Source organism: Pseudomonas marvdashtae (assembly GCF_014268655.2).
Taxonomy (GTDB): Bacteria; Pseudomonadota; Gammaproteobacteria; order Pseudomonadales; family Pseudomonadaceae; genus Aquipseudomonas; species Aquipseudomonas marvdashtae.
The window spans coordinates 1,897,860-1,918,700 of sequence record NZ_JABWQX020000001.1 but is presented as its reverse complement, the minus strand read 5'-3'; the positions used below and the strand labels follow the sequence as shown (position 1 = coordinate 1,918,700).

At 55.2% G+C, this 20,841-nt stretch carries 13 protein-coding genes; 9 read left to right on the top strand and 4 right to left on the bottom strand.

Features of this window, described 5'->3' with window-relative positions; translation table 11 throughout:
- Positions 1-40: 40 nt before the first annotated feature.
- Entirely contained in the window at positions 41-904 is an 864-nt protein-coding gene (locus HU742_RS08825; protein WP_186642248.1) for a LysR family transcriptional regulator, read from the bottom strand.
- A gap of 111 nt (positions 905-1,015) precedes the next feature.
- On the opposite strand from HU742_RS08825, the gene HU742_RS08820 reads away from it, so the two are divergent.
- The 9 genes from HU742_RS08820 to HU742_RS08780 all read left to right on the top strand — a co-directional run bounded on the left by HU742_RS08820 (position 1,016) and on the right by HU742_RS08780 (position 15,174).
- Positions 1,016-1,624 (top strand): LysE family translocator, encoded by a 609-nt coding sequence (locus tag HU742_RS08820; protein ID WP_186642247.1) that lies wholly within the window; start codon positions 1,016-1,018, stop codon positions 1,622-1,624.
- Positions 1,625-1,695: 71 nt separating this feature from the next.
- A complete protein-coding gene (gene gcvA / locus HU742_RS08815; protein WP_186642246.1) occupies positions 1,696-2,601 on the top strand; it encodes a transcriptional regulator GcvA in 906 nt (301 codons plus the stop codon).
- A 75-nt stretch (positions 2,602-2,676) separates the two neighbouring features.
- On the top strand, positions 2,677-3,504 hold the full coding sequence (locus tag HU742_RS08810; RefSeq protein WP_186637787.1) for a DMT family transporter: 828 nt from the start codon (positions 2,677-2,679) through the stop codon (positions 3,502-3,504).
- Positions 3,505-3,534: 30 nt separating this feature from the next.
- Positions 3,535-4,296 (top strand): SDR family oxidoreductase, encoded by a 762-nt coding sequence (locus HU742_RS08805; protein ID WP_186642245.1) that lies wholly within the window; start codon positions 3,535-3,537, stop codon positions 4,294-4,296.
- Between the two features lie 79 nt (positions 4,297-4,375).
- Positions 4,376-6,379: a DKNYY domain-containing protein gene (locus tag HU742_RS08800; RefSeq protein WP_186642244.1), complete on the top strand. Its 2,004-nt coding sequence runs from the start codon at positions 4,376-4,378 to the stop codon at positions 6,377-6,379.
- Positions 6,380-7,021: 642 nt separating this feature from the next.
- The gene (locus tag HU742_RS08795; protein WP_186642243.1) at positions 7,022-9,445 is read left to right on the top strand and encodes a tellurite resistance TerB family protein; all 2,424 of its coding nucleotides are present in this window, start codon (positions 7,022-7,024) and stop codon (positions 9,443-9,445) included.
- The gene (locus HU742_RS08790) at positions 9,442-10,737 is read left to right on the top strand and encodes an ATP-binding protein (protein WP_186642242.1); all 1,296 of its coding nucleotides are present in this window, start codon (positions 9,442-9,444) and stop codon (positions 10,735-10,737) included. Before HU742_RS08795 ends, HU742_RS08790 begins: the two co-directional genes overlap by 4 nt.
- The gene (locus HU742_RS08785; RefSeq protein WP_186642241.1) at positions 10,712-13,036 is read left to right on the top strand and encodes a DEAD/DEAH box helicase; all 2,325 of its coding nucleotides are present in this window, start codon (positions 10,712-10,714) and stop codon (positions 13,034-13,036) included. Before HU742_RS08790 ends, HU742_RS08785 begins: the two co-directional genes overlap by 26 nt.
- 218 nt (positions 13,037-13,254) lie before the next feature.
- Complete coding sequence (locus tag HU742_RS08780) at positions 13,255-15,174, top strand: DNA recombination protein RmuC (RefSeq protein WP_186642240.1); 1,920 nt, start codon at positions 13,255-13,257, stop codon at positions 15,172-15,174.
- Between the two features lie 39 nt (positions 15,175-15,213).
- On the opposite strand, the gene zorD is transcribed toward HU742_RS08780, so the two are convergent.
- From zorD to zorB1, 3 genes are read right to left on the bottom strand one after another with little or no spacing between them, the layout of a single operon-like run.
- Positions 15,214-18,462: a type I Zorya anti-phage system protein ZorD gene (gene zorD, locus HU742_RS08775; RefSeq protein ID WP_186642239.1), complete on the bottom strand. Its 3,249-nt coding sequence runs from the start codon at positions 18,460-18,462 to the stop codon at positions 15,214-15,216.
- A complete protein-coding gene (zorC, locus tag HU742_RS08770) occupies positions 18,462-20,099 on the bottom strand; it encodes a type I Zorya anti-phage system protein ZorC (RefSeq protein WP_186642929.1) in 1,638 nt (545 codons plus the stop codon). Before zorC ends, zorD begins: the two co-directional genes overlap by 1 nt.
- Entirely contained in the window at positions 20,096-20,839 is a 744-nt protein-coding gene (zorB1, locus tag HU742_RS08765; RefSeq protein ID WP_186642238.1) for a type I Zorya anti-phage system protein ZorB1, read from the bottom strand. Before zorB1 ends, zorC begins: the two co-directional genes overlap by 4 nt.
- Positions 20,840-20,841: the final 2 nt, after the last annotated feature.

The following is a 20,841-nucleotide window of genomic DNA, read 5'->3' as shown; positions in this document are numbered from 1 at the left end:
TCCCCAACTGATCTTCGATTCTGCTACCGCCTCAACGCAACTAGGCCTGAAGCCTCAACGCCCTGATGATGAAAGCATGAAGGCTGTCGACCGCTTTAGACCCGCGAGAGGCTCGGCTACGCAGAATCGAAACGTCCATCGATTCAATGCTTCCCAAGCCGTGCTCGCCGCCCAACACATGGAGCGATGGCTGCACGGTGCATTGAGTGATCGCGGCAATAGCCAGCCCACCTTCAACCGCAGCCACCTGGCCAGCAAGGCTGGAGCTGTTGTAGACCACTTTGAATTGGCGTCCCTGTTGGGTCAGCGAGTCCACTGCATAACGCCGGGCCAGGCTCTCGCTCTCGTAGACGGCAATAGGCACCGGATCCCGCCTCCACAGTTCGAATTGGGGTGAGCCCACCCAAACCATGGGTTCCTGGAAGAGAAACGTACCGCTTTGAGGCGAGTCTCTGGACACCAGCGCAAGATCAAGATCACCGCTTCGCACCCGCGGGATCAGCGCGGTCGACTGCTCACAGGTCAGTTCTATTTCCACGCCTGCATAGCGTGGCGAAAAACGCTTCAGGACCGGCGTGAGGTACTTCGCCGCGTAATCTTCCGCGACGCCAAGGCGAATTCGCCCGGTCAACTCTTCACCGTGAAAAGCCGCTTGGGTTTCTGCATGCAGCGCAAGTATGCGACGAGCGTAGCCCAGCAGCGTCTGGCCGTCGGCGGTCAGGTGAAGGTGCCTTGGGCCCCGGCTCAATAACTGCCGTCCGAGCGCGGCCTCCAGCTTCTTCATCTGCATGCTGACGGCGGACTGCGATCGATTGACCTCGTGGGCGGCCCCCGATAGCGAACCTGCATCTACCACTGCCACGAAACATCTGAGCCAATCGGTCTGCAGATCACTGGCCGGCATCGCTGTCACCTCTATTCGTTAATCGAATGGCTATGACGTGAATAATGCGCTTTCCATGACAACAGTTCACCCGCAGGATGCGCGGCAGGATCAACACATCGGGGTCGGATCATGCCATTTGAGACTTGGCTGCTTTATCTGGTTACCTGCTGCGGCATAGCGGTAGTCCCAGGTCCCAACGCGCTATTGGCGCTGACCCATGGAGCGATTCACGGAAGCCGGAAAACGCTGTTCACGATCACCGGCGGCGTACTCGGCTTCGCGTTGGTGCTTTCGCTCTGCGCGTTGGGATTGGGCGCACTCATCCAGGCATCGGCCACTTGGTTCACCGCGTTGAAAATCGTCGGCGGGCTCTATTTGATTTGGTTGGGCTTCGGGCTGTGGCGATCTCCACCGGTCAGTCTCGAGGCAACCGGCACAGACAGCTTCCGACCTTGGTCGCTGTTCCGCCAAGGGTTGGTGTCAGCCATTTCCAATCCCAAGGCCCTGCTGCTGTTCACCGCATTCATCCCGCCATTCCTGGACCCGCACAGAAATATTATCGTGCAGACGGTCGCCATCGCGCTGACCTACGCCGTCGTCGAGTTCGTCGTTGAGTATCTGGTGGCTAGCGCAGCGCACCGAGTCAGACCTTGGCTGGCTCGCACCGGTCGCCGTTTCAATAAAGTCTGTGGCGGATTTTTTGTACTGTTTGGATTGTCCCTGCCCATCCACAGCTGAAGACAGGATGCACTATCATGAGCGTGCGCTCATGATGCGCATTTCTGACGCAACGCCGGGACACCGTACACATGAGAGATCTGCCGCCAACCGCTACATTGCGTGCCTTTGAAGCAGCCACCCGGCACGCGACCTTTACCGCTGCCGCCGATGAGCTGCACGTTACCCAAAGCGCCGTGAGTCACCAGCTCAAGCATCTGGAAGCGCTTTGGGGATTGCATTTGTTCGAGCGTGGCAAATCATTAAGCCTCACGGCGGCGGGGGCTACGCTGGCGCCCATCGTTCGGGAGTTCTTCATGAGTCTTGAGGCGTCCCTGGCCGATCTGCGCGAGCAAAAAGGTCGGGTCCGACTCGAAGTCAGCACCACGTATTCCTTCGCGCTGAAATGGCTGCTGCCGCGTTTGCCGAATCTTTCCCGCCAGCATCCCGAGCTATTGGTTTCGCTGGACACCACGGACAAGATCATCCATTTCTCCAACGCACAGGCCGACGTCGCGATCCGGCTCGGCAAGGGCAGTTACCCCGGGCTCTTCTCGCAATACCTGTTCGGCGAGCAGGTGTTTCCGGTGGCGAGCCCCGATCTGCTGCAGCGCTTCGGGACACCGCGCAGCCCTGCCGAATTGTTGCATTACCCGCTGCTGACCCGAGACGGCGCCGAGCTCGTGCCAAAATGGGAAGCTTGGTTCGAAAAGGTCGGTCTGGAATTTTTGCCGCTCAAGGAAAGCGTCAGGTTTGGCGACACCAACATGACGGTCGAGGCAGCCTTGCTCGGCCAGGGCGTTGCCTTGGTGCGCAGCGGGCATGTTGAAACCGAAATCAGCGATGGCCGTCTGGTGCGGCTGTTCGATGTGCCATTCCCCTCGCCGCTTGCCTACTATTTCGTCTGTCCAAAAGGCATCGAATCGCAGCCACACATCGTGAGTTTTCGCCAATGGTTGATGAGTGAGGCGCTGAAAGTCCAACGTTCTTATGAGTAAGGCATGAACATCCACTCATGAAGCAATGAGGAGACTTCGCTGTAGGCCGGGCGCTGGTTTGCTTAACATCGGCGCATGCCTATCCACATCGTTCTCCTGGTTCTTTTCGCCGCGCTCCTGCATGCCAGCTGGAATGCACTGCTGCGCGGTGGCGCAGATCGCCTATGGTCGATGACGGTGATGTGCATCGCTGTCGCCATCGCCAGTGTCATCGCCGCGGCGTTCATGCCGCCACCGTCGTCTGCCAGTTGGGGCTATGCGCTGCTTTCGGCGCTGCTGCACGTCGGCTACAACCTGTTTCTGGTGCGCAGCTACCGGGTCGGCGACCTGGGGCAGGTCTATCCGATATCCCGTGGATCGTCACCGGTGTTGATCACTCTGGGCGCCGCCATCTTCGCCGGAGAAACCATCGCCCCCGGTACGTTATTCGGTATTGCACTGGTGTCGGGCGGGATCATCTCGCTGGCTTTCAGGGGACGCAAACTGTCGGTTCCCAGCCTTCCCTATGCGCTGGGGACCGGCTGCTTCATTGCCGCCTACAGCGTCACCGACGGTATTGGCGCCAGGCTTTCCGGCGCGCCGCTCTCCTACACCGTCTGGATGTGCGCGTTGTGGGGCGTGCTGATGCCTGTGGTGTACATCGGTCTTCGCGACGCTCGCAGCTTATTCTCCGTGCGGCCCGGCATGTTGACCGCCCTGGCTGGCGGGCTGGTTTCTTTGCTGGCCTATGGAATCGTCATCTACGCCATGAACGCAGCGCCCTTGGGCGCGGTATCGGCGTTGCGCGAAACCAGCGTGCTGTTCGCAGCATTGATCGGCTACCTGTTCCTCGGCGAGAAACTTACCACCCGACGCCTCCTGGCGTGCGCCGTGATCGCCAGCGGCATCCTCATCATCGGCTGATTACAGTCATCTGCCCCTGGAGTATTTTCAATGGTTGACGTCTCGCAAGCACCGCTTATTCTGATAACCGGCGGCAGTCGCGGCGTGGGTGCCGCCACTGCGCGGCTAGCCGCTGCACAAGGCTACGACGTCGCGATCAGCTACGTCGCCAACGAGACCGCGGCGTTGGCGGTGGTGGCGGATGTGCAGGCGCTAGGACGCCGAGCGCTGGCCATGCGGGCCGACAGTGCTGACCCCAAGCAGGTTGCCGACCTGTTCGCGGCTATCGATCGCGCATTCGGACGCATCGACGTTCTGGTCAATAACGCTGGGGTACTGTCGGCCCAGTCACGCCTGGAGGACCTCGGCTTCGAGCGCATGCAGCGCATTTTCGCAGTCAATTCCATTGGCCCGATTCTCTGCGCCCAGCAGGCGGTGAAGCGCATGTCCTATCGGCACAACGGTCCGGGCGGCGTGGTGATCAACATCTCTTCGGCATCGGCGCGCCTCGGCAGCCCCAATGAATATGTCGACTATGCGGCGTCAAAGGGCGCGCTGGAGACGTTCACCATCGGCTTTGCCAAAGAGGTTGCGCGGGAAGGAATACGCGTCAACTGCATTCGCCCCGGGCACATCTATACCGACATGCATGCCAGCGGCGGCGAACCAGGGCGGGTCGATCGCGTCAAGGACTCGATTCCCATGGGCCGGGGCGGCCAGCCGGAGGAAGTGGCACGGGCCATTCTGTGGCTGGCCAGCGCGCAGGCATCGTTCGTGACCGGTACATTCCTTGATGTGACGGGCGGCAAATGAATGGATGGCCAAGCTGGCGAGATCGCCGCAAAAATGTTAGTTCTCGGGCCAATACTTACGGCGTTCAGGCCCCAACGATATGACAGACATCGAGGCACCCTTCGCTGACTGGGAGCTGCTGGAACTTGAATGGCACCAAGGCTTCGCGTTCACGGAAGGCGTGCTGCTGGGCGACGGGCAAGTGCCCGACGTGTACATCATGCTCAACCCTGAAGGTGCACGCCCAGGCGAGTTGGCGCGATGCGCCAATGATGGACATTATCCACCCTCGCCCTTGCTGGCCGGCCAGCCGACCTGGCGGCACCGCCGCAACCGTTGGGTCTTGCGCGATGCGCTGCACGATTACTACCTGCTTCCAGCCTACCGGGAACGCCACGGCTATCACGCGCTCCAAGCCTTGGCGTTTCGGTTCGACAAGGGCCTGGAAAGCCTCGGCTACCAGTACTGGCGTGACGAAACCGGCGCCTATTGGTTCGGCGAGTACGCGATCACCCACATCCCGGAGGCATGCCCCGAAAGCCTGGCCCTGTTGGCATCGTCTCCAGCCTCGGTGACGTCAGCTTCTGCCCTGTTCAGCGACGGGGTGAATATCTTTCTGCAGGGGCAGTTCATCGCCAGCGCCACGACGCGGGTGCGGTATTGCAATCACCCGTCCTATCGAGTGATCGACGATCAGGTCTACAAGGGTTACAAACCTCTGCACCAGAAAGACGGCACGCCGCTGCCAATCAGAAACCCTGGCAACTTTCGGATGCTCGCTCAGCGCTGGGGAACCGATGGACAATCGATCATCGTCCAAGCGCAGCAAGGCTCGAGCATTTCCTATGAATACTTCTACCGCATCGACAATGCCGACCTGGCAACCTTCACTGTGCTCAACGAACGCTACGCCAAGGACCGGCACCGCGCCTATTACCTGACCGGCAAGAGCATTCGCTACGTTGGCGATTTCCAACTGCTCAAGTGCTGCCAGCCAACGTACGATGAGTACGGTCGCGTGGTCAGCGCCAGAGAATACGAGGATGAGTATTTTGCCGTGGACGACCTGTACGTCTACGCCGCCGGCACGCGCATGCGTGACGCCCATGGCCCGAGTTTTCGACACTTGGGGTTCGATTATTACCATGATCACCGGCACGTCTACCGGCACCAGAAACGCCTGGATGTCGACGTGGAAAGCTTTGTCGTGACCCAGCTCTGTCGCAATGATCAGGATTACTCGCCCGTGCTGGCAGGTGACAAGCGTGGCCCGCTGGGCTCTGGCGGAATCATCGATGCAGCGATGCAGCAGGAATGGGCACCCTACTTCGAGGCCCATCCGCAACTGAAAGATTACTGGTGGCACCGCTTGCAGGCGCAGCCTGAAAAACCGCAGATACAGGCAGAAACGCTGCCGCTGGAGACCATCGGTCTCGGTTTTGAACGGGGCCGCCAGGTCTATTTCCACGGGCGCGTTATCAACGGACTGGACGCGGCAAGTTTCAAATTGCTCGACACGCACCTGTGCGGCGATGCCCAGGGCTTGTATCTGATCCCGTTCCATAACGCGCAAACGGAAGTGCCAGAACGGTTTTCCCAGGAACCGGTGGAGCACTTCCGCTCACTTGGTGGACCCTACCTGACGGATGGGAAAACCGTGTTCTGCCACCGTGTTTTCTATCATCCTCCCGAACCGATTCGTAAGGCGCAAGTTGCCACTTTCGAGTCCTGCGGGCACGGTTGGGCCAAGGACCGAGACTTGGTGTACTACTACGGCGAGGCGAAGAAAAAGCTATGTCCTTGCGATACGCGCTTTCTAGGTACCTATGCCGTCGGCCCTGTTCTGATCCTCTCGGAAGGCAAGCCGCTGGACGTGGCATTCGATCCTGATGAAGTCCGCGTACCGCATCCCGACTTCCTGCAACTGGGCACGCGCAAGTTGTTCTGCCACCGACGCCCACTGAGCACCAAGCGTATCGACCTGACCACCTTCCAATTCCTGACTGAGCGCTATGCCCGGGACAGGCATCGAATCTACCACTACGACGGCTATGCAACCTTGACCGAGGTTGATGAAGCGCAGTATCGGGAAACTCTGGGGTAGTGGCCAATGCAGGTTTGACAATGAAATGAACAGTCCCGCAAAAGCCACGCACATGAAAAAGGCCAATGCTATGAACATTGGCCTAAGTCATTGAATAATATGGTCGGGACGGAGTGATTCGAACACTCGACCCCTAGCACCCCATCTCCTTTTTAATACTTCTTGAAAGCTTCCGGAATTTTACTATGGATTTTTCTGAGCCAGTATTTGCCTGAGCTCCTGCGGTGTTCTGCTCTACGAGAGTCCAGTAACGTCCATCAAGAGCCAGCGTTTTTGTGGGGGTAATAGTAGGGGGAGTCCATTTTATGGCCGACATTATCATCAAAGAACTCGAGGTACTGTCGCTATAGTCGAGAAGAGATGGCCAACGCAACAATCCTAGCTTTTGCGAACGGGCTGACATCATCGACTAGTGAGCTTCGACTTCTGGCCGATAGCTGCCCACAATGAATCGCAGCTATTAGCAATGGAGGGGGATGATCTCCGCGCTTCCTGCTGAGAAGCTACTTTTGATGATTGTAGCTATTTCGTGCACAAGCAAAATTTTCCGATCAATAACGTTCCTCTGCCCATGGTTCTCGTAGGCCAATTATCGGATACTGCCATTGCGCCAGCACCCATCTTTCAAGGTTGAAACGACTCATGGCAAGGAAGAAAGCAAAAAACTCCACAAGTAACGGCATCCTCATCATTTTCGCTCTGGCCGTCGGCGCAGTCGCATCCATCCCGAAAAATGCTTGGATCGCCATTGGTGTTATTGCTTGCGTTGCCGCGGTTTTTTGGCTGCTGGTTCGTCGCTCAAGGCGCCATGCAGAGAAATTGTCAGTGGCCATTTCGGATACGGAACATCTGCGAGAGCATCAACGATCTGGCCTCACTTTCTCTATGCGCGAGGTATCAGGGCGCCATATGGGCGCTGAGGAAACCTCAGATTTTTACACTGTCCAACTCGGCTCAGAACCTTCAAAGTCCTTCAAAATTCCAAATGCGAGAACGCAAAAATCTGATGCTCGCTGGGTGCCAGCAGGTGAATCAGTCACCGCTTCCGGTTTTACAGTTCCCGGTGGCATGTTCTATATGGGCAGCGTGCTAGGTGACCGGCACGATGCCGAAGAACCCTCACTGATTAACCCCAAGCTCCGTATCGCAAAGACACACGTCGATCTAGAAGAACGGCTGATGTCCTATTGGCCCAGTTTCCACTCCATCACGTCAGAGGCTCGCCGTGGATACCTTCAATGGCTGGAGGGTGGTCGTCGTTACCCACTGGCAGACACCGGCTACGTCTTTCTGTATTTCTATGGTCTGGAACGTCGAGCACTCGTTGACGCAGTGGGTGACCCGGGCGTCAAGGCTGAGCTTCCTTTGATCGTCGAAGAAGTCCGACGCCTATTGAGTATCTACGGGGAAAATAGGTCGTTCAGGGGATATGCGGAAGGTTTTCTGGATTACCTGAGCAACACCAAGATCGATCCAGAACTTTACCTTGGCCCACCTCCCAACGTTGTCGCCTATAGCTACGAGATGCCACTGCCACTGCGCGTAGGTCTGGGGCAATTCGCCTCCAACAAGCGCCCTCTTGATGCCGATTGGGCATTAGCCTGGACGCTAGCTGATCCCAACATCAGCAAACGCACGCCCGTGACTCGCTGCAAGGATGTCTTTTCGAGACTGTTCAAGCTTAAGTACACAAGCGCCCATCCTAAGGGTCTTGTCCTGGCGCAGAACAAGACCAAACTTAAAACCAGCTATAGGCCGGCCTCCGCGGTCTTAATGGCCCCCACGCTTAGCTTGGGTGACCTTCCTGATGTCCTGGCCACGTCAGGTACACGAAAAAGCCTGCAGTTGCTGGTTGAGCTATGCACTACCGAGCTTGAACCCTACAGCCGATATTTGGGCCGCAACCCTGATAGCGCAGAAGCTCTCGAAGGTCTTCTGCAGCTTCCCGTCGCTCTCTGGCCGACGGCAGCCCGTACAGAATTGGACGAGCTTCAGCTCAGAATTGGCGACGACCTGATTGTCATGAGCTTTGGCGAACTCGCAGGCCGGTTCAAGAGCGCCGGCGCCCTGTCCCGAGACAAAGTACTTGCACTTGCCCGCGCACTCGAATCGCTTCACATCGGTATTGAACCCGACGTACTGGCTGGCAGTAAGACACCGAAGGCAGAGGATCAAATCGCGCTGTTCGTGACTCAACCAGAAGACGGGGCACTGCGAGCATCTGCAGCTTACAATGCTGCTTCGGTGACGCTCGACCTTGCTAGTGCTGTGGCTTCTGCCGATGGTGATACCTCCACTGAGGAAGTTACGCTGCTTGCTCAACACATCGACTCCTGGAATCACCTGAGTGTGGCCCATCGCAAACGCCTTAAAGCACACCTGCGAATCCAGATCCAGCAACCACCAACGCTGGCCAGCCTGAAGAAAAAACTCGACCCATTAACGGTCGAAGCCAAACGCACGATTGCCAGCTTTCTGGCCCATCTGGCGCAAGCTGATGGCATCGTCAGCCCATTGGAAGTGAAACTTCTTGAGCGCGTTTACAAGGCCCTGCAGCTAGACAGTCAGCTGCTGTACAGCGATCTCCACGGTGCTACATCTGGAGCAAGTATTGCCTCCGTAAAACCAAAAGCCGGCATTCCTCGTTCCGAGCCTGGTACCCCGATCACTGCCGCCGCGAATCAAGGGTTCGTGCTTGATCACGAGCGCATTGCAGAACTGCAACGAGAAACCGCAGAGGTTTCCGCCCTCCTTGCCAAAGTCTTCACCGAGGACCAGGTTGACGAACCGGAACAGTTGGTCAATGTGGCAGAATCAGTACAAGAATCGAGTGCAAACATTGATGGTCTCGATTTAGAACACTCTGCATTCCTTCGGTTGCTGATCTCACGCCCTGAGTGGAGCCGCTCCGAACTTGAAGCTGCCGCAAGCGACATGGAGCTGATGCTCGATGGTGCCCTGGAACAAATTAACGACATGGCTTTTGAACGTTTCGACATGCCCGTCACTGAGGGTGATGACCCTGTCGAGATTAATACGGACATTCTGGAAGAGTTAGCCCTATGAGCACTATCAGAGCCAAGGATCGCGATGCGGTCATCCAGTCGCTACGCGCAGGCGTCGTTCCTCGCGTGGGCCAACACCTGATTCAGGTTGGCCGGGTAGGCGAACTAGATGCACTGATTAAGGACGTCAATCGCCTGGTTGAAAGTGGATCGGCATTTCGAGTCGTCATTGGCGAGTACGGTGCGGGCAAGACATTCTTTCTGAACCTGGTACGAGCCATTGCCATGGAGCGCAAGCTTGTCACCATGCATGCCGACTTGAACCCAGATCGCAGATTACATGCCACGGGTGGACAAGCACGTTCGCTTTACTCCGAGTTGGCTAAAAATATGTCGACGCGTACGAAGCCCGACGGTGGGGCTATGCAAGGCATTGTTGAGAAATTCATCTCTCAGGCCAAAACCGAAGCCAAGGCGGCGGGTACGGACAGCGAGACTGTTATTCGTGCTCACTTGGCCGAGCTGACCGAGATGGTTAACGGGTTTGATTTTGCGGAGGTAATTGCCGCCTATTGCCGAGGTTTCGAAGAAGGCAACGAGCAGCTCAAGGCCGACGCCATCCGTTGGTTACGTGGAGAGTTCACTACTAAGACTGATGCCCGAGCAGCCTTGGGCGTACGAACCATCATTGATGATGCCTCCGTCTACGATCAGCTCAAGCTCCTGTCGAGATTCGTCAGACTTGCAGGTTTTGGCGGTCTGATGATCTGCCTCGACGAACTGGTCAACCTCTACAAACTGGCCAATACCCAAGCTCGTAATGCCAATTACGAACAGATCCTCCGTATCCTCAACGACTCTCTGCAGGGATCGTCCGAAGGGCTTGGTTTCGTTTTAGGTGGCACTCCTGAGTTTTTGATGGACACTCGTCGGGGGCTATTCAGCTACCCTGCCCTGCAATCTCGATTGGCCGAGAACTCGTTTGCAAAATCAGGATTGGTGGATCTGTCGGGGCCGGTCATTCGCCTGACCAGCCTGACCCCGGAAGACTTCTACGTGCTGCTTCAGAAGCTTCGTCACGTATACGCTGGCGGGGATGTCGAAAAATACTTACTACCTGACGAAGCGCTCCCCTTGTTCATGGCGCATTGTAATCAGCGCCTGGGAGAAGCTTACTTCCGCACGCCACGTACCACGATCACAGCGTTCATCAACCTGCTCGCCATCTTGGAGCAAAACCCGGGCGCCGATTGGCGAATGCTGCTTGGAGCCGTCGAGGTCGCCAGGGACTCAGGCGGCGAAGACGATACCAAAGTCGATGCGGACGATGAACTTGCCACCTTCACACTCTGAGTCATCGGGTTTCGATCAACTTGAATCCCGAATCCAGCGATGGGTTTGGGCGGAAGGCTGGACTTCCTTGCGCGACGCCCAGGAATGGGCGGTACCTGTTCTGGTGGACGCCGATCAGGATGTCATCATCGCCGCAGCAACAGCGGCAGGCAAAACCGAGGCTGCTTTTCTTCCCATACTCACCAATTTGCTGAATCGTGATGATCCACCCGGTTCGGTGCTGTATATCAGCCCGCTCAAGGCCCTGATCAACGACCAGTGGGACAGGTTAAGCCGTCTTTGTGAGCAGCTTGAGATTCCCGTAGTGGCTTGGCACGGAGACATCTCCTCAAGCAAAAAGCATCGCTTTTTGAAGTCCCCTGAGGGGGTGCTTCTGATCACTCCTGAATCCCTTGAAGCCCTGTTCGTCAACCGCGGTTCAAGTCTTGGCGGGGTGTTCCAGCACCTGCGTTATATCGTCGTGGATGAGCTGCATGCGTTCATCGGTAGCGAACGAGGCAAGCAACTTCAGTCGCTAATGCATCGGGTAGAACTTGTTGCCGGCCACCGTCTCCCTAGAGTCGGGCTCTCAGCCACCCTCGGCGATATGAAGATGGCGTCGGAGTTTTTGCGTCCGGGAAATGCCGATGGCGTTACCGTCATTGAATCAAAAAGCTCCAACCAGACTCTCCAGGTGCAAGTTCGTGGTTACATTCAGCCACCCATGAGCGAGCTCAAGAAGAAGCCCGTAAAGCTCTCTGACCAGGCGGAAAATGAAGACGAGACAGAGAACGAGGCAAGCCCAGACTTCGCGATCGCTGATCATCTTTACAAGGTGTTACGCGGCAGTAACAACCTGATTTTCCCAAACAGCCGGTCTCAGGTTGAATGGTACGCAGATCAACTGCGACGGCGCTGCGAGAAAGACGGCGTGCCTAACGAATTCTGGCCTCATCACGGTAGCCTTTCGAAGGACTTACGTGAGCAAGCAGAGCATGCTCTCAAGGCAGGGACTCAAGCAGCATCCGCGATTTGCACCACGACGCTTGAGCTCGGCATAGACATCGGCAGCATCAAAACAGTCGTGCAGATTGGTGCCCCACCATCGGTGGCGAGTCTGCGACAACGTCTAGGGCGATCGGGAAGGCGCCCAGGAGAAAAAGCAACGCTGCGCGTTTACTGCAAGGAATCGCCACTCAGAGATGGATCGAGCCTCTCGGATCAACTGCGCCAAGGCTTGGTTCAAACCATTGCCATGGTTCGACTGCTGGCCAAGGGGTGGTTTGAACCTCCCAGGGCTCAAGGCATTCACGCGTCCACCCTCGTTCAACAATGTCTTTCAGTGATTGCCCAGTGCGGCGGTGCATCTGCTGCAGATCTCTGGAAAAGTTTGATTGCTGAGGGAGCATTTCCAAAAGTTGAGAAACCAGACTTTGTGAAGTTGCTCAAGGCGCTCGGCGAGCACGAGCTCATTGTTCAGGACAGCTCAGGGTTGCTTCTCCCTGGGACGGTTGGAGAGCGATTGATCAACCACTATGAGTTCTACAGCGCATTCACCAGCGACGAAGAATTTCGCCTTGTATGCGATGGTAGGGCACTGGGATCTGTGCCGGTAAGCCGTCCACTGACCAAGGATCAGCGCATTATTTTGGGAGGCCGGAGGTGGCAGGTTCGTGATGTTGATCTCCAGGCCAAAGTCATCATCGTTTCAGCAGCACGCGGTGGCGCCCCTCCTCAGTTCGATGGTCTGGGTGCGATGGTGCATGACAACGTACGCCAAGAAATGCGAGCCGTCTTGGCAGACACACTCCCCTGCCCCTTTATTGATCAAGGGGCTCAAGAGCTTCTCGACGAGGCTCGAAAGACATTTGTTTCGCTGGGACTTGGTAAGCGCTACATAGTTGAGTCGGGCGGTAAGTGTTATCTGATGAGCTGGCTAGGTGATCATGCCAACGATGCACTGCGCTTGTTACTCAATCATGTCGGCCTTTCTTGTGATAACGCAGGCCTTGCCATTGAGGTTGACGCCGACATCGGTCGAACCCAAATGGCACTGAAGGAAGTCGGAAGCCTGGATGCTGCTGATCTAGATTCGATACTTTCGGAGGTGGAAAACATGCTGCGCGAAAAGTGGGATTGGGCACTGCCGCAATCCTTGCTGATAAAGTCGTTTGCTTCCATATCGCTCGATATCTCGACCGCAATTCTTTTTGCACAGAGTCATTCCGTGGAAAATAAGCGGAAGAAACTGCGCTGCATTGATCCGATGCTAGACGCAGAAAACACTGCGATGCTTCCCCGCTGGGCTGATGATGAGTAATCACCGCCGGCTCCCCTTTGCTTAACCTGGGCCTATTTACCGGCCGGCACGGAATGATTTGTTTTTAATCGAGTATCGTGGCCCACCGGCTAACACTTAAACATCGAAATCTCCGAGAAGCTTACCTTCGATTAAAATCAGGTCGATATAACAGTTCTCAGTCGACCAGCTCCGTGCCATCATTTTGCAATCCACCCCAGCGATAAAAGGACCTACCGATGGCACAACAATATCTCATTCCGGCCCTGATCGGACTCTTCAGCTTGCTGTTTCTGGGGATCGGTTTCTGGATCAATAGCCGTATCGCGGCAGGCAAGCTGGCTCAACAATTCTCCGAAATACAATCCAGTCATCAAGCTGAACACCAGCAATTGCTGAACGATGTTGCGCTTTCTCGGCAACGTGAGCAGCAAATGCTCCATGAGCAATCGGAACATCAAAATGAGCTGAAACTGGCCAGTGAAGCATTGGTGAACCATCGAGAGATCGAGAAGCAGCTCAGCATTCAGCTCAGCGAGTTCAAGACTTCGCTGGAGGCCGAGAAGCAACGCACGCTCGATAAAGCGCAGCAACTCGCAGAGGCCGCCGCTCTCATTGAAAAACACAGTGTGGAAACGAACCTACTCCGGCTACAGCTCGGCGAATTAAAACAAGAGCTTGGCCAAGGCCAGGAGCAGACTCGGCAGTTGGATGAGTTGAAGCAGGCGCTGACGCAGCAGCAAGCGCGTTTTGACGCAGCTCAACTACAACTGCAAAAACAAGGTGAGCATCTAGGTCAAAGCGCGGAACAAGCGCATCAGCTAATGGAAGTAAAAACCGCCAATAAGGACCTCCAAAGTCGTCTCGACAAGGCTCAGGAAGAATTCAAAAAGCAGCGCGAACAATTGGGGCAGGCAGCAGAACAAAAGGACCAATTGGACACGCTGCGCAACACATTGGCCCAACGAGACAAAGAACTAGCCGATACGCGAGATGAACTCAGCCTTGCGAAGCAGAGTCTTGCCGAAATAAATATGCGCCACCAGCGCGACCAGCACTCAGCTGCAGAGAAACTGCAGCTGTTGGAAGATAACAAGGTCCAACTCAAGCAGGAGTTTCAGAACCTTGCAAATCAGATTTTCGACAGCAAACAGCAGAGCTTCTCGGAACAAAGCCGCCAAGGGCTGGACACGCTGCTAAAACCGTTCAAGGACCAGCTCGAATCATTCCGTCAGCGGGTGGATCAGGTTCACTCCGATACCGTCCAAGGCCAAAGCTCGATGAAAAGCGAGCTGGTCAAGCTAATGGAGTTGAACGTCCAAATCACAACCGAGGCGTCAAACCTTACCAAGGCGCTCAAAGGCGACAAAAAACTTCAAGGCACCTGGGGCGAGCAAAAGGTAGAAATGCTGCTCGAGCAAGCAGGGCTGCGCAAAGGGTTCGAGTACCACCGCGAGGCGAACTTCAAGGACGACGATGCAGGAAACAATCGACCAGACTTCGTGGTCAATTTACCTGAAGGCAAACACATCATCATTGACAGCAAAATGTCGCTGGTGGCCTATACGGAGTACGTCGCCGCCGAAACCGACGAAGATCGCACCAAAGCCCTGTCCGCTCACGTTTTGGCGTTGAAGAACCACATCAACGGTTTGTCCGATAAGAAATACACCGACCTTAACGGAATCAACTCTCCCGACTTTGTGTTTTTATTCATGCCGGTTGAGCCCGCGTACCTAGTAGCGGCTGAGCACAGTCCGGGGGTATTCCAGGCAGCCTATGAAAAACGTATTGCGATAATTACCGCCACCACCTTGCTCCCGGTATTAAGGGTCGTATCGAATTTGTGGAGTATCCAACGTCAAAACAGCAGCACGCTGCAACTTGCCACGATGGCGAGCAAGGTCTACGACAAGTTGCGAATCTTTGTGGAAAAAATGGACAAGCTCGGCAATCAGATCGCAACGGTGCAGAAAAGCTACACAGAAAGCGTCAATACACTGAAAGGAGATCACGGAAGCCTGACCAAAACCGTGGACAAGTTCGTTGCCTTAGGCGTTACAGTGTCCAAGCGTCTACCCGCTTCAGCGGTAGGAGATGATGAAGAGATGGAAAGCGAGTTGGCTACACTGCCAGTGGAAAGTGCGGCCAACACCTGATCTGAACAGTGAGCGGCGGCCCTTGCCGCTCATTTTGCCTCAACTGACCCCGAGCACTCGTTCAAAGTCACTGGCTTGAATATCCCCGGAGCCGCTCAACATATCCCTCGCCAACGCCCGTCTCTTGCTCAACAGCTCATCCAGCGTCGCTTCAAACGTCGGCATCGCTGCATCGCGCACTGTTGGGTAATACACGTAAACATCCTTCTCCTGCCCGATCCGATACGCACGGTCGGTGGCTTGATCTTCTTTGGCCGGGTTCCAGCATCGGGTGAAGTGGATGACGTGGTTGGCAGCCTGAACGTTGACACCAAAGCCAACGGCAATAGTCGAGAGGATGATCACAGAGAACCCCGCCTGAGCCTGGAACTGGTCGATCAGTTTTTGTCGACTGTTCGCGCTCTGGCTGCTGGTGCTTGTGTCGCCGTTGATCACGGTGGCGCGGAATCCGAAATGCTCCTGAATAGCGTGTTGAAGTTCACGCTGGATATCACGCAGTTCGGTAAAGAGAATGACTTTGTCACCCTTCCCAGCCTTTTTGATGGACTCCAGGGTATCGATCAGCCAACGCAGTTTCGGCGAGTTGTCACGCAGGCGTTTGTCCGGCTGAACACTATAGGGGTGAGCACAGATGAGTTTGAGCTTGTGCAGCAGGCCGAGCATTCCGGAGGTTTTCTGATCAAGCTGTTCTTCGATCTGTTGCTTCTGGCTATAGGCCGAAATTTCCGAGAGGTAAAGATTTCGCTGTAGGGTGTGCATCGACAGTGAACGGCAACCCTTGTCTTCGATTTTCGCGGGCAGGTCTTTGGCGATGTCTTGTTTGGTGCGGCGCAGGGTTTGCGGCTCAATCAGCTCACGCAAGCGTTCCAAGGCAACGGTGTCTCGCTCAAGTGCAGCTTCGATGGGTCGCTGGTACTCCCGACCAAACTGGTTCAACCCGCCAAGGAAGCCTGGCTGGATGAAGTCGAACAGGCACCAAAGATCAATCAGGGAGTTTTCCACTGGCGTCCCGGTGCAAGCGACCCGGAATCGAGCCGGAACAGCCTTGATTGCCTGAGTCACCAGAGCGGCAGGGTTCTTTAGTTTCTGAGCTTCGTCGCACACGACGATCGACCATTGCTGGCGAGCTAGGGAAAACTCTTGGTCACGAAGCGTTTCATAGGTGGTCAGTACGATACGTGCACCGCCAACCCAGCCCGGGCGAAGCAGGTTCTTGATACCCTTCGCCTTCAAGTCGGCGGGAATCTCATCTTTCTTGAACTTCACCGCGCTCAAAGCCGAGCCGTAAAGCTTCAGGACTGGGAGTGCGTCAGCAAAGAAGAACCGGTGCAGCTCTCGCTCCCAGTTATCGAGCAATGAAACCGGCGCAACGATCAAGGTCGGCTTGTCTTGAGGATATTGCTCCAAATACCAGACCAGAAACGTCAGCAGTTGTATGGTTTTGCCCAGGCCCATGTCATCGGCGAGCAAGCAACCTGAGACGTCTGTTGGCGAAAGCCGGAAGAGATGTTGAAGCCATGCAACGCCCTGTAACTGATGTTCTCTCAAGATGACTTCGGGTCTTAGCAGGCTCGGCAGCTCAGGCTGAGCATCGAGTGCTGCTCGTAGGGCTTGCTGACGTACTTGAACGTACGTTGGCTCGTCGATGTTATGACCAATTTGGAGTACCGCACGGCCTACTTTTTCGTCAAGACTCGAAATCCGGGTCTCGGGTATGGATATCTTTTTGGACCAGGCATCAAACAGCTGCTCTGCCGCCGAGATGGAAAGCGGCGTGTCGGAGAGTGGCATCAGCACCGTCTCATCACCTGCCGCGCGAGCCTCGTCCAGCCGTTGCTCGAACTCATCAAACTGAGCCCGATCCGACGGATCCCAGCGCCCGAGGATTTCGGCGTCGATGCCTAAATCCGCGAGGTCTTTAGGCAACCAGTTTTCTGTCGTCTCCTTGACCAGAAAAGGTGACGTGATGCGCTCTGCTTCGCCGATGCCAGTGACACGATCGCCATACAGCGACAAATCCAACACTGCGTCGAACTCCGCGCCAGCCGCTTCGTTCTGCCAGCGTCTAAGCAACTCACTGATGCCTGCCAATTGGCGTAAATCGAAGTCGCTTAATTCAAGCTCGTAACCCTGCCAGAAGCCCGCCGGCATGCCTGCAGCCAGCTTCAACTGAAGCTCATGCACGAAGGGAGCAAACTCATGGGCTTCGTTGAACGGCAGCTCTATCGATGCTTGCGGCGTTGGTGAAATGGGCTCAAGGGTAAGGTTAATGCGCTGAATGCGCAGACCGGTATCGTTGAGCTCGGGCTCAAGATGAAAACGGTGAAAGAAGATACCAGCGTCCGCCAGGTCGCTTTCATAGGTGTCAGCGTCCAGCACCTGACTGGCACTATCACCCAAGGCACTATAGGGATTCCGGATAAATGAAAGCGCATGGTCGCCCGCCACCCGGCGTCCGTGCAGTGAACGCACATAATCGAGCACCGATTTAACTTCCGGCTCGATCAGCACATGGGTCAATGATCCATCAGCCCCGGTAACTCGGTAACGATCCTGCACTTGTTTGTGGGCATCGAAACTTTCCAGCCAATTTTCCGGCTGCCCGTCGAAAGTAGGTTCCAGCTCGATGACTGGCGTATTGCCTACGCTCGATTTACGTGGATTGAGACGAAGATTATCGGGCCTGACCACAACGGTTTTTTCGAGAAAACCATCCATACCTGCGCCAGCCTTGCGGGCCAGCTTGCGGACGCTGGCCCAACCAATCTGGTTGGTAAGTTCGCCAGGGCTTTCTTGTTGCGATAAATGGAGCTGCCGAACAGCACTCACCAATTGATAAGTTGCCTCAGGCAGCAGCTCGATTTTATCGCCATACGTGAGGACTGCGCCCGTGCGTTTGGTTTGCACTGTAGCGGCGGATTCGTTATCGCGCCAAGCACCTATCGATACCTTGAAATCGTTCGAAGCAAGACTGCCTTGGCTAGTGAGCTGTGGGGTAAAGTTCGACTGATTTGGCAATCCGAGCAACGGTACGCTGCTGACGTGTCCTTCGTCATTCAATAGTCGATAAAGCTCGTCCCACGACAGTAGCCATCGATCACTGAGCTGGGATACGAACTCCTCCTCTTCGAGCTGATCGAGGTAACTTACCAGTGGCCAAAACTCAGTACTCTCGGCAAGGCTCAGCGGGAAACACAATCCCTGCTCCTCTATCAAGTACGTCGGTAAATCATTGATCTCACCGGACTTCGGCAGCAGGCCTTTTTCAGATAGAAAACGCTTGAGCATTACTGCCTCCAGAATCTCAGTGGCTGATTGTTGACGGTCTTGAAGCCTAGGCGTTGAAGCGCGGCTATAGCGGAGTTGTCATGACTATCCAAGTGGACTTGGAAGGCGCCACCCTTGCCGCGGGAGTCGTGGATTTTGTATCTAACCGTTTTCACGGCATCTCGGACTTGTTCGTCCAAGCTCGTCAACTGTTGCTTTGAGGATAAGTACGGCCCAAACCCAGACTGCGTTTGAATCGAGATCCCTAGTCGCTGAAGTTCATCATCAAATTTGCTCAACCAACCCTCGATTCGAGTTGGACTGCTTGGAGCCGGTGAGTGGCGCATGCGCGCCAAAGCCCGAGGCGGTTGTTTAAGTTCCCCCAGTTCTAATTGAGATTTGTCCGGATTGAACGGTGATTTAATTGCCTCATACACATAGCAGGCGTTACCTGTGCCGGAAAACTCTACAAAAAAATAATCCCCTATCTGCATGACCACGGCATTGTTGTGGCTAGGAGCGCCTCCCAAGCGACTGAAACGCCCCTTATTTTTTTCACGAAAATGGACGAAGTCCTTACTTCGATCACCCCAAGCGTCTAATCCCATGACAATGAGGGTGTAGCTCATCTGATTTGCAAAACGAAGCCAGTAGTGAAGACGCGAATGGTCAACGTCGGCATCACCTTTCAACAGATTGAAGAAGTGCTCAAGGTCTTCTTTCGCAAACCACGCGACCACCATCGCACAAACGTCTTTCTCCACGTACTGAAGCCAGCTGTTTTGCTTGGAACGAATCTGTGGGCTGCCCCAGTTATCTAAAGCAGTCTGTTTGAGAAGAGATGACGGTTTTTCCCGATACGTCGCTGCATGATAACGCGTCAGGCAAGCGCTGAGGAGCGCATTCATGTATGTCGGATGCTGACGTCCGATCTCAATGAAGTCGGGGAATCGTTTCGAGAACTCTTCGTCGTCCAAATTGAAGATTCGAGACAGCAATACGTTAAATATCCTGTGCCATAACCAACTGCTGTTAGGGATCTGCGCGATCGTTTGCAGCACCGAGAGATCACTGATTTCGCCGTTGAACATCTGCTCGCCAAGCGTCTCTCCCGCCCGTTCGGAAAACAGCTCCTTATGATGTTGGACGATGCGCATCCATTCTTTTTCACGAGTTTGTTGAGCCTTTACACAAGCGAAACCCTTGCGGATGTCGCCTTGCAACAAGCACCAGACGGGATTCGTGTCGGGTTTATCGGACTCGTAACCGAAGTAGCTGAAACAAAGCGCCAGCCAATCGCGGCGGCTCAGTCGCCGTTTTTCGATCCGCTGACTGACCTCGATATGGATTCGGCCATAAAGTTGCTCGTCCTCAAGAATGGGTCCTACACGCTCGCTTTTATCTGCGAGACCGGCGAAGACCATGCGCCACTCGGAAGACGTCAGAGGCAGGACATTTCTGAACTTATTGATGGCGGCTCTACGCTTTTCCTGAGGCGGTGGCAATGCTTTCTCTGCCCGCTCAAACCGATCATATAAATCAGCACTGGCAGCTTCCATTCGAGGAAAGCGAGCCAACGGTTCAGAACTGATCACACTTCTACGGGCAGCGAGCCCGAGCGCTATAGCTGACGACAGCTTGGCTAATGCACTGGTCATCGCGTCATCGCCAACTGGCATTTCTCGGACACTGTGCTGGCGAATACTGGAACTTCTGGTTTGAGGTTTTCCTCTTTCTCCTTCAAACCGTAGAACTGCATTCTCAGTTCAACTCGGCGACTTGCCTCATTGGTGTCCTTTGCATTGTTGAAAGAAACACCACCCGCCAAGAACATCGATCTGATCTGCTGTTGCCTATCAGCGGAGAGGCCAATTTGCAGAGGACTGCGACTATCAAGCAAGCTGCACATGACCCACTCGGATCGCTGCAATGATAGGTGCAGGTTGTACAAGTATGAGCCAACGGTATCGGTAAACCCCTCAATAACGACCTGTTTGAACCACTTGCGACCCTCTTCGCTATCCGCCGCATCAAGGATGAGCGGCACTACGCCCTGAAGGGCACTTTGACCCTCGTCGCTCAGTGAGTACTGGTTGTGCCCAAAACGTCCCGCCTCACCGAAACTGATGCGGTTGTCTTTGCAGTCGACAACGATGGTTGCATTCGAGCCCTTAGCCTTGAGCTGCAAATGCTCGCAGAGCTGGCTAATGTCGCGACTGCGCTGTTTCTCGCCTTGCTCCGCCTGATTGATTCTCTGGGTGACCGAACTCAGGGCCGCTACCATCACTACGAGAAACAGGATCATCATGGCCGTCATCAGGTCGGCAAAAGAAATCCAGAACGGTTTCTCCGCTTCATCCTTGGCTCGGGCCACCGAAGGCATTTGCTTACCAAACATAT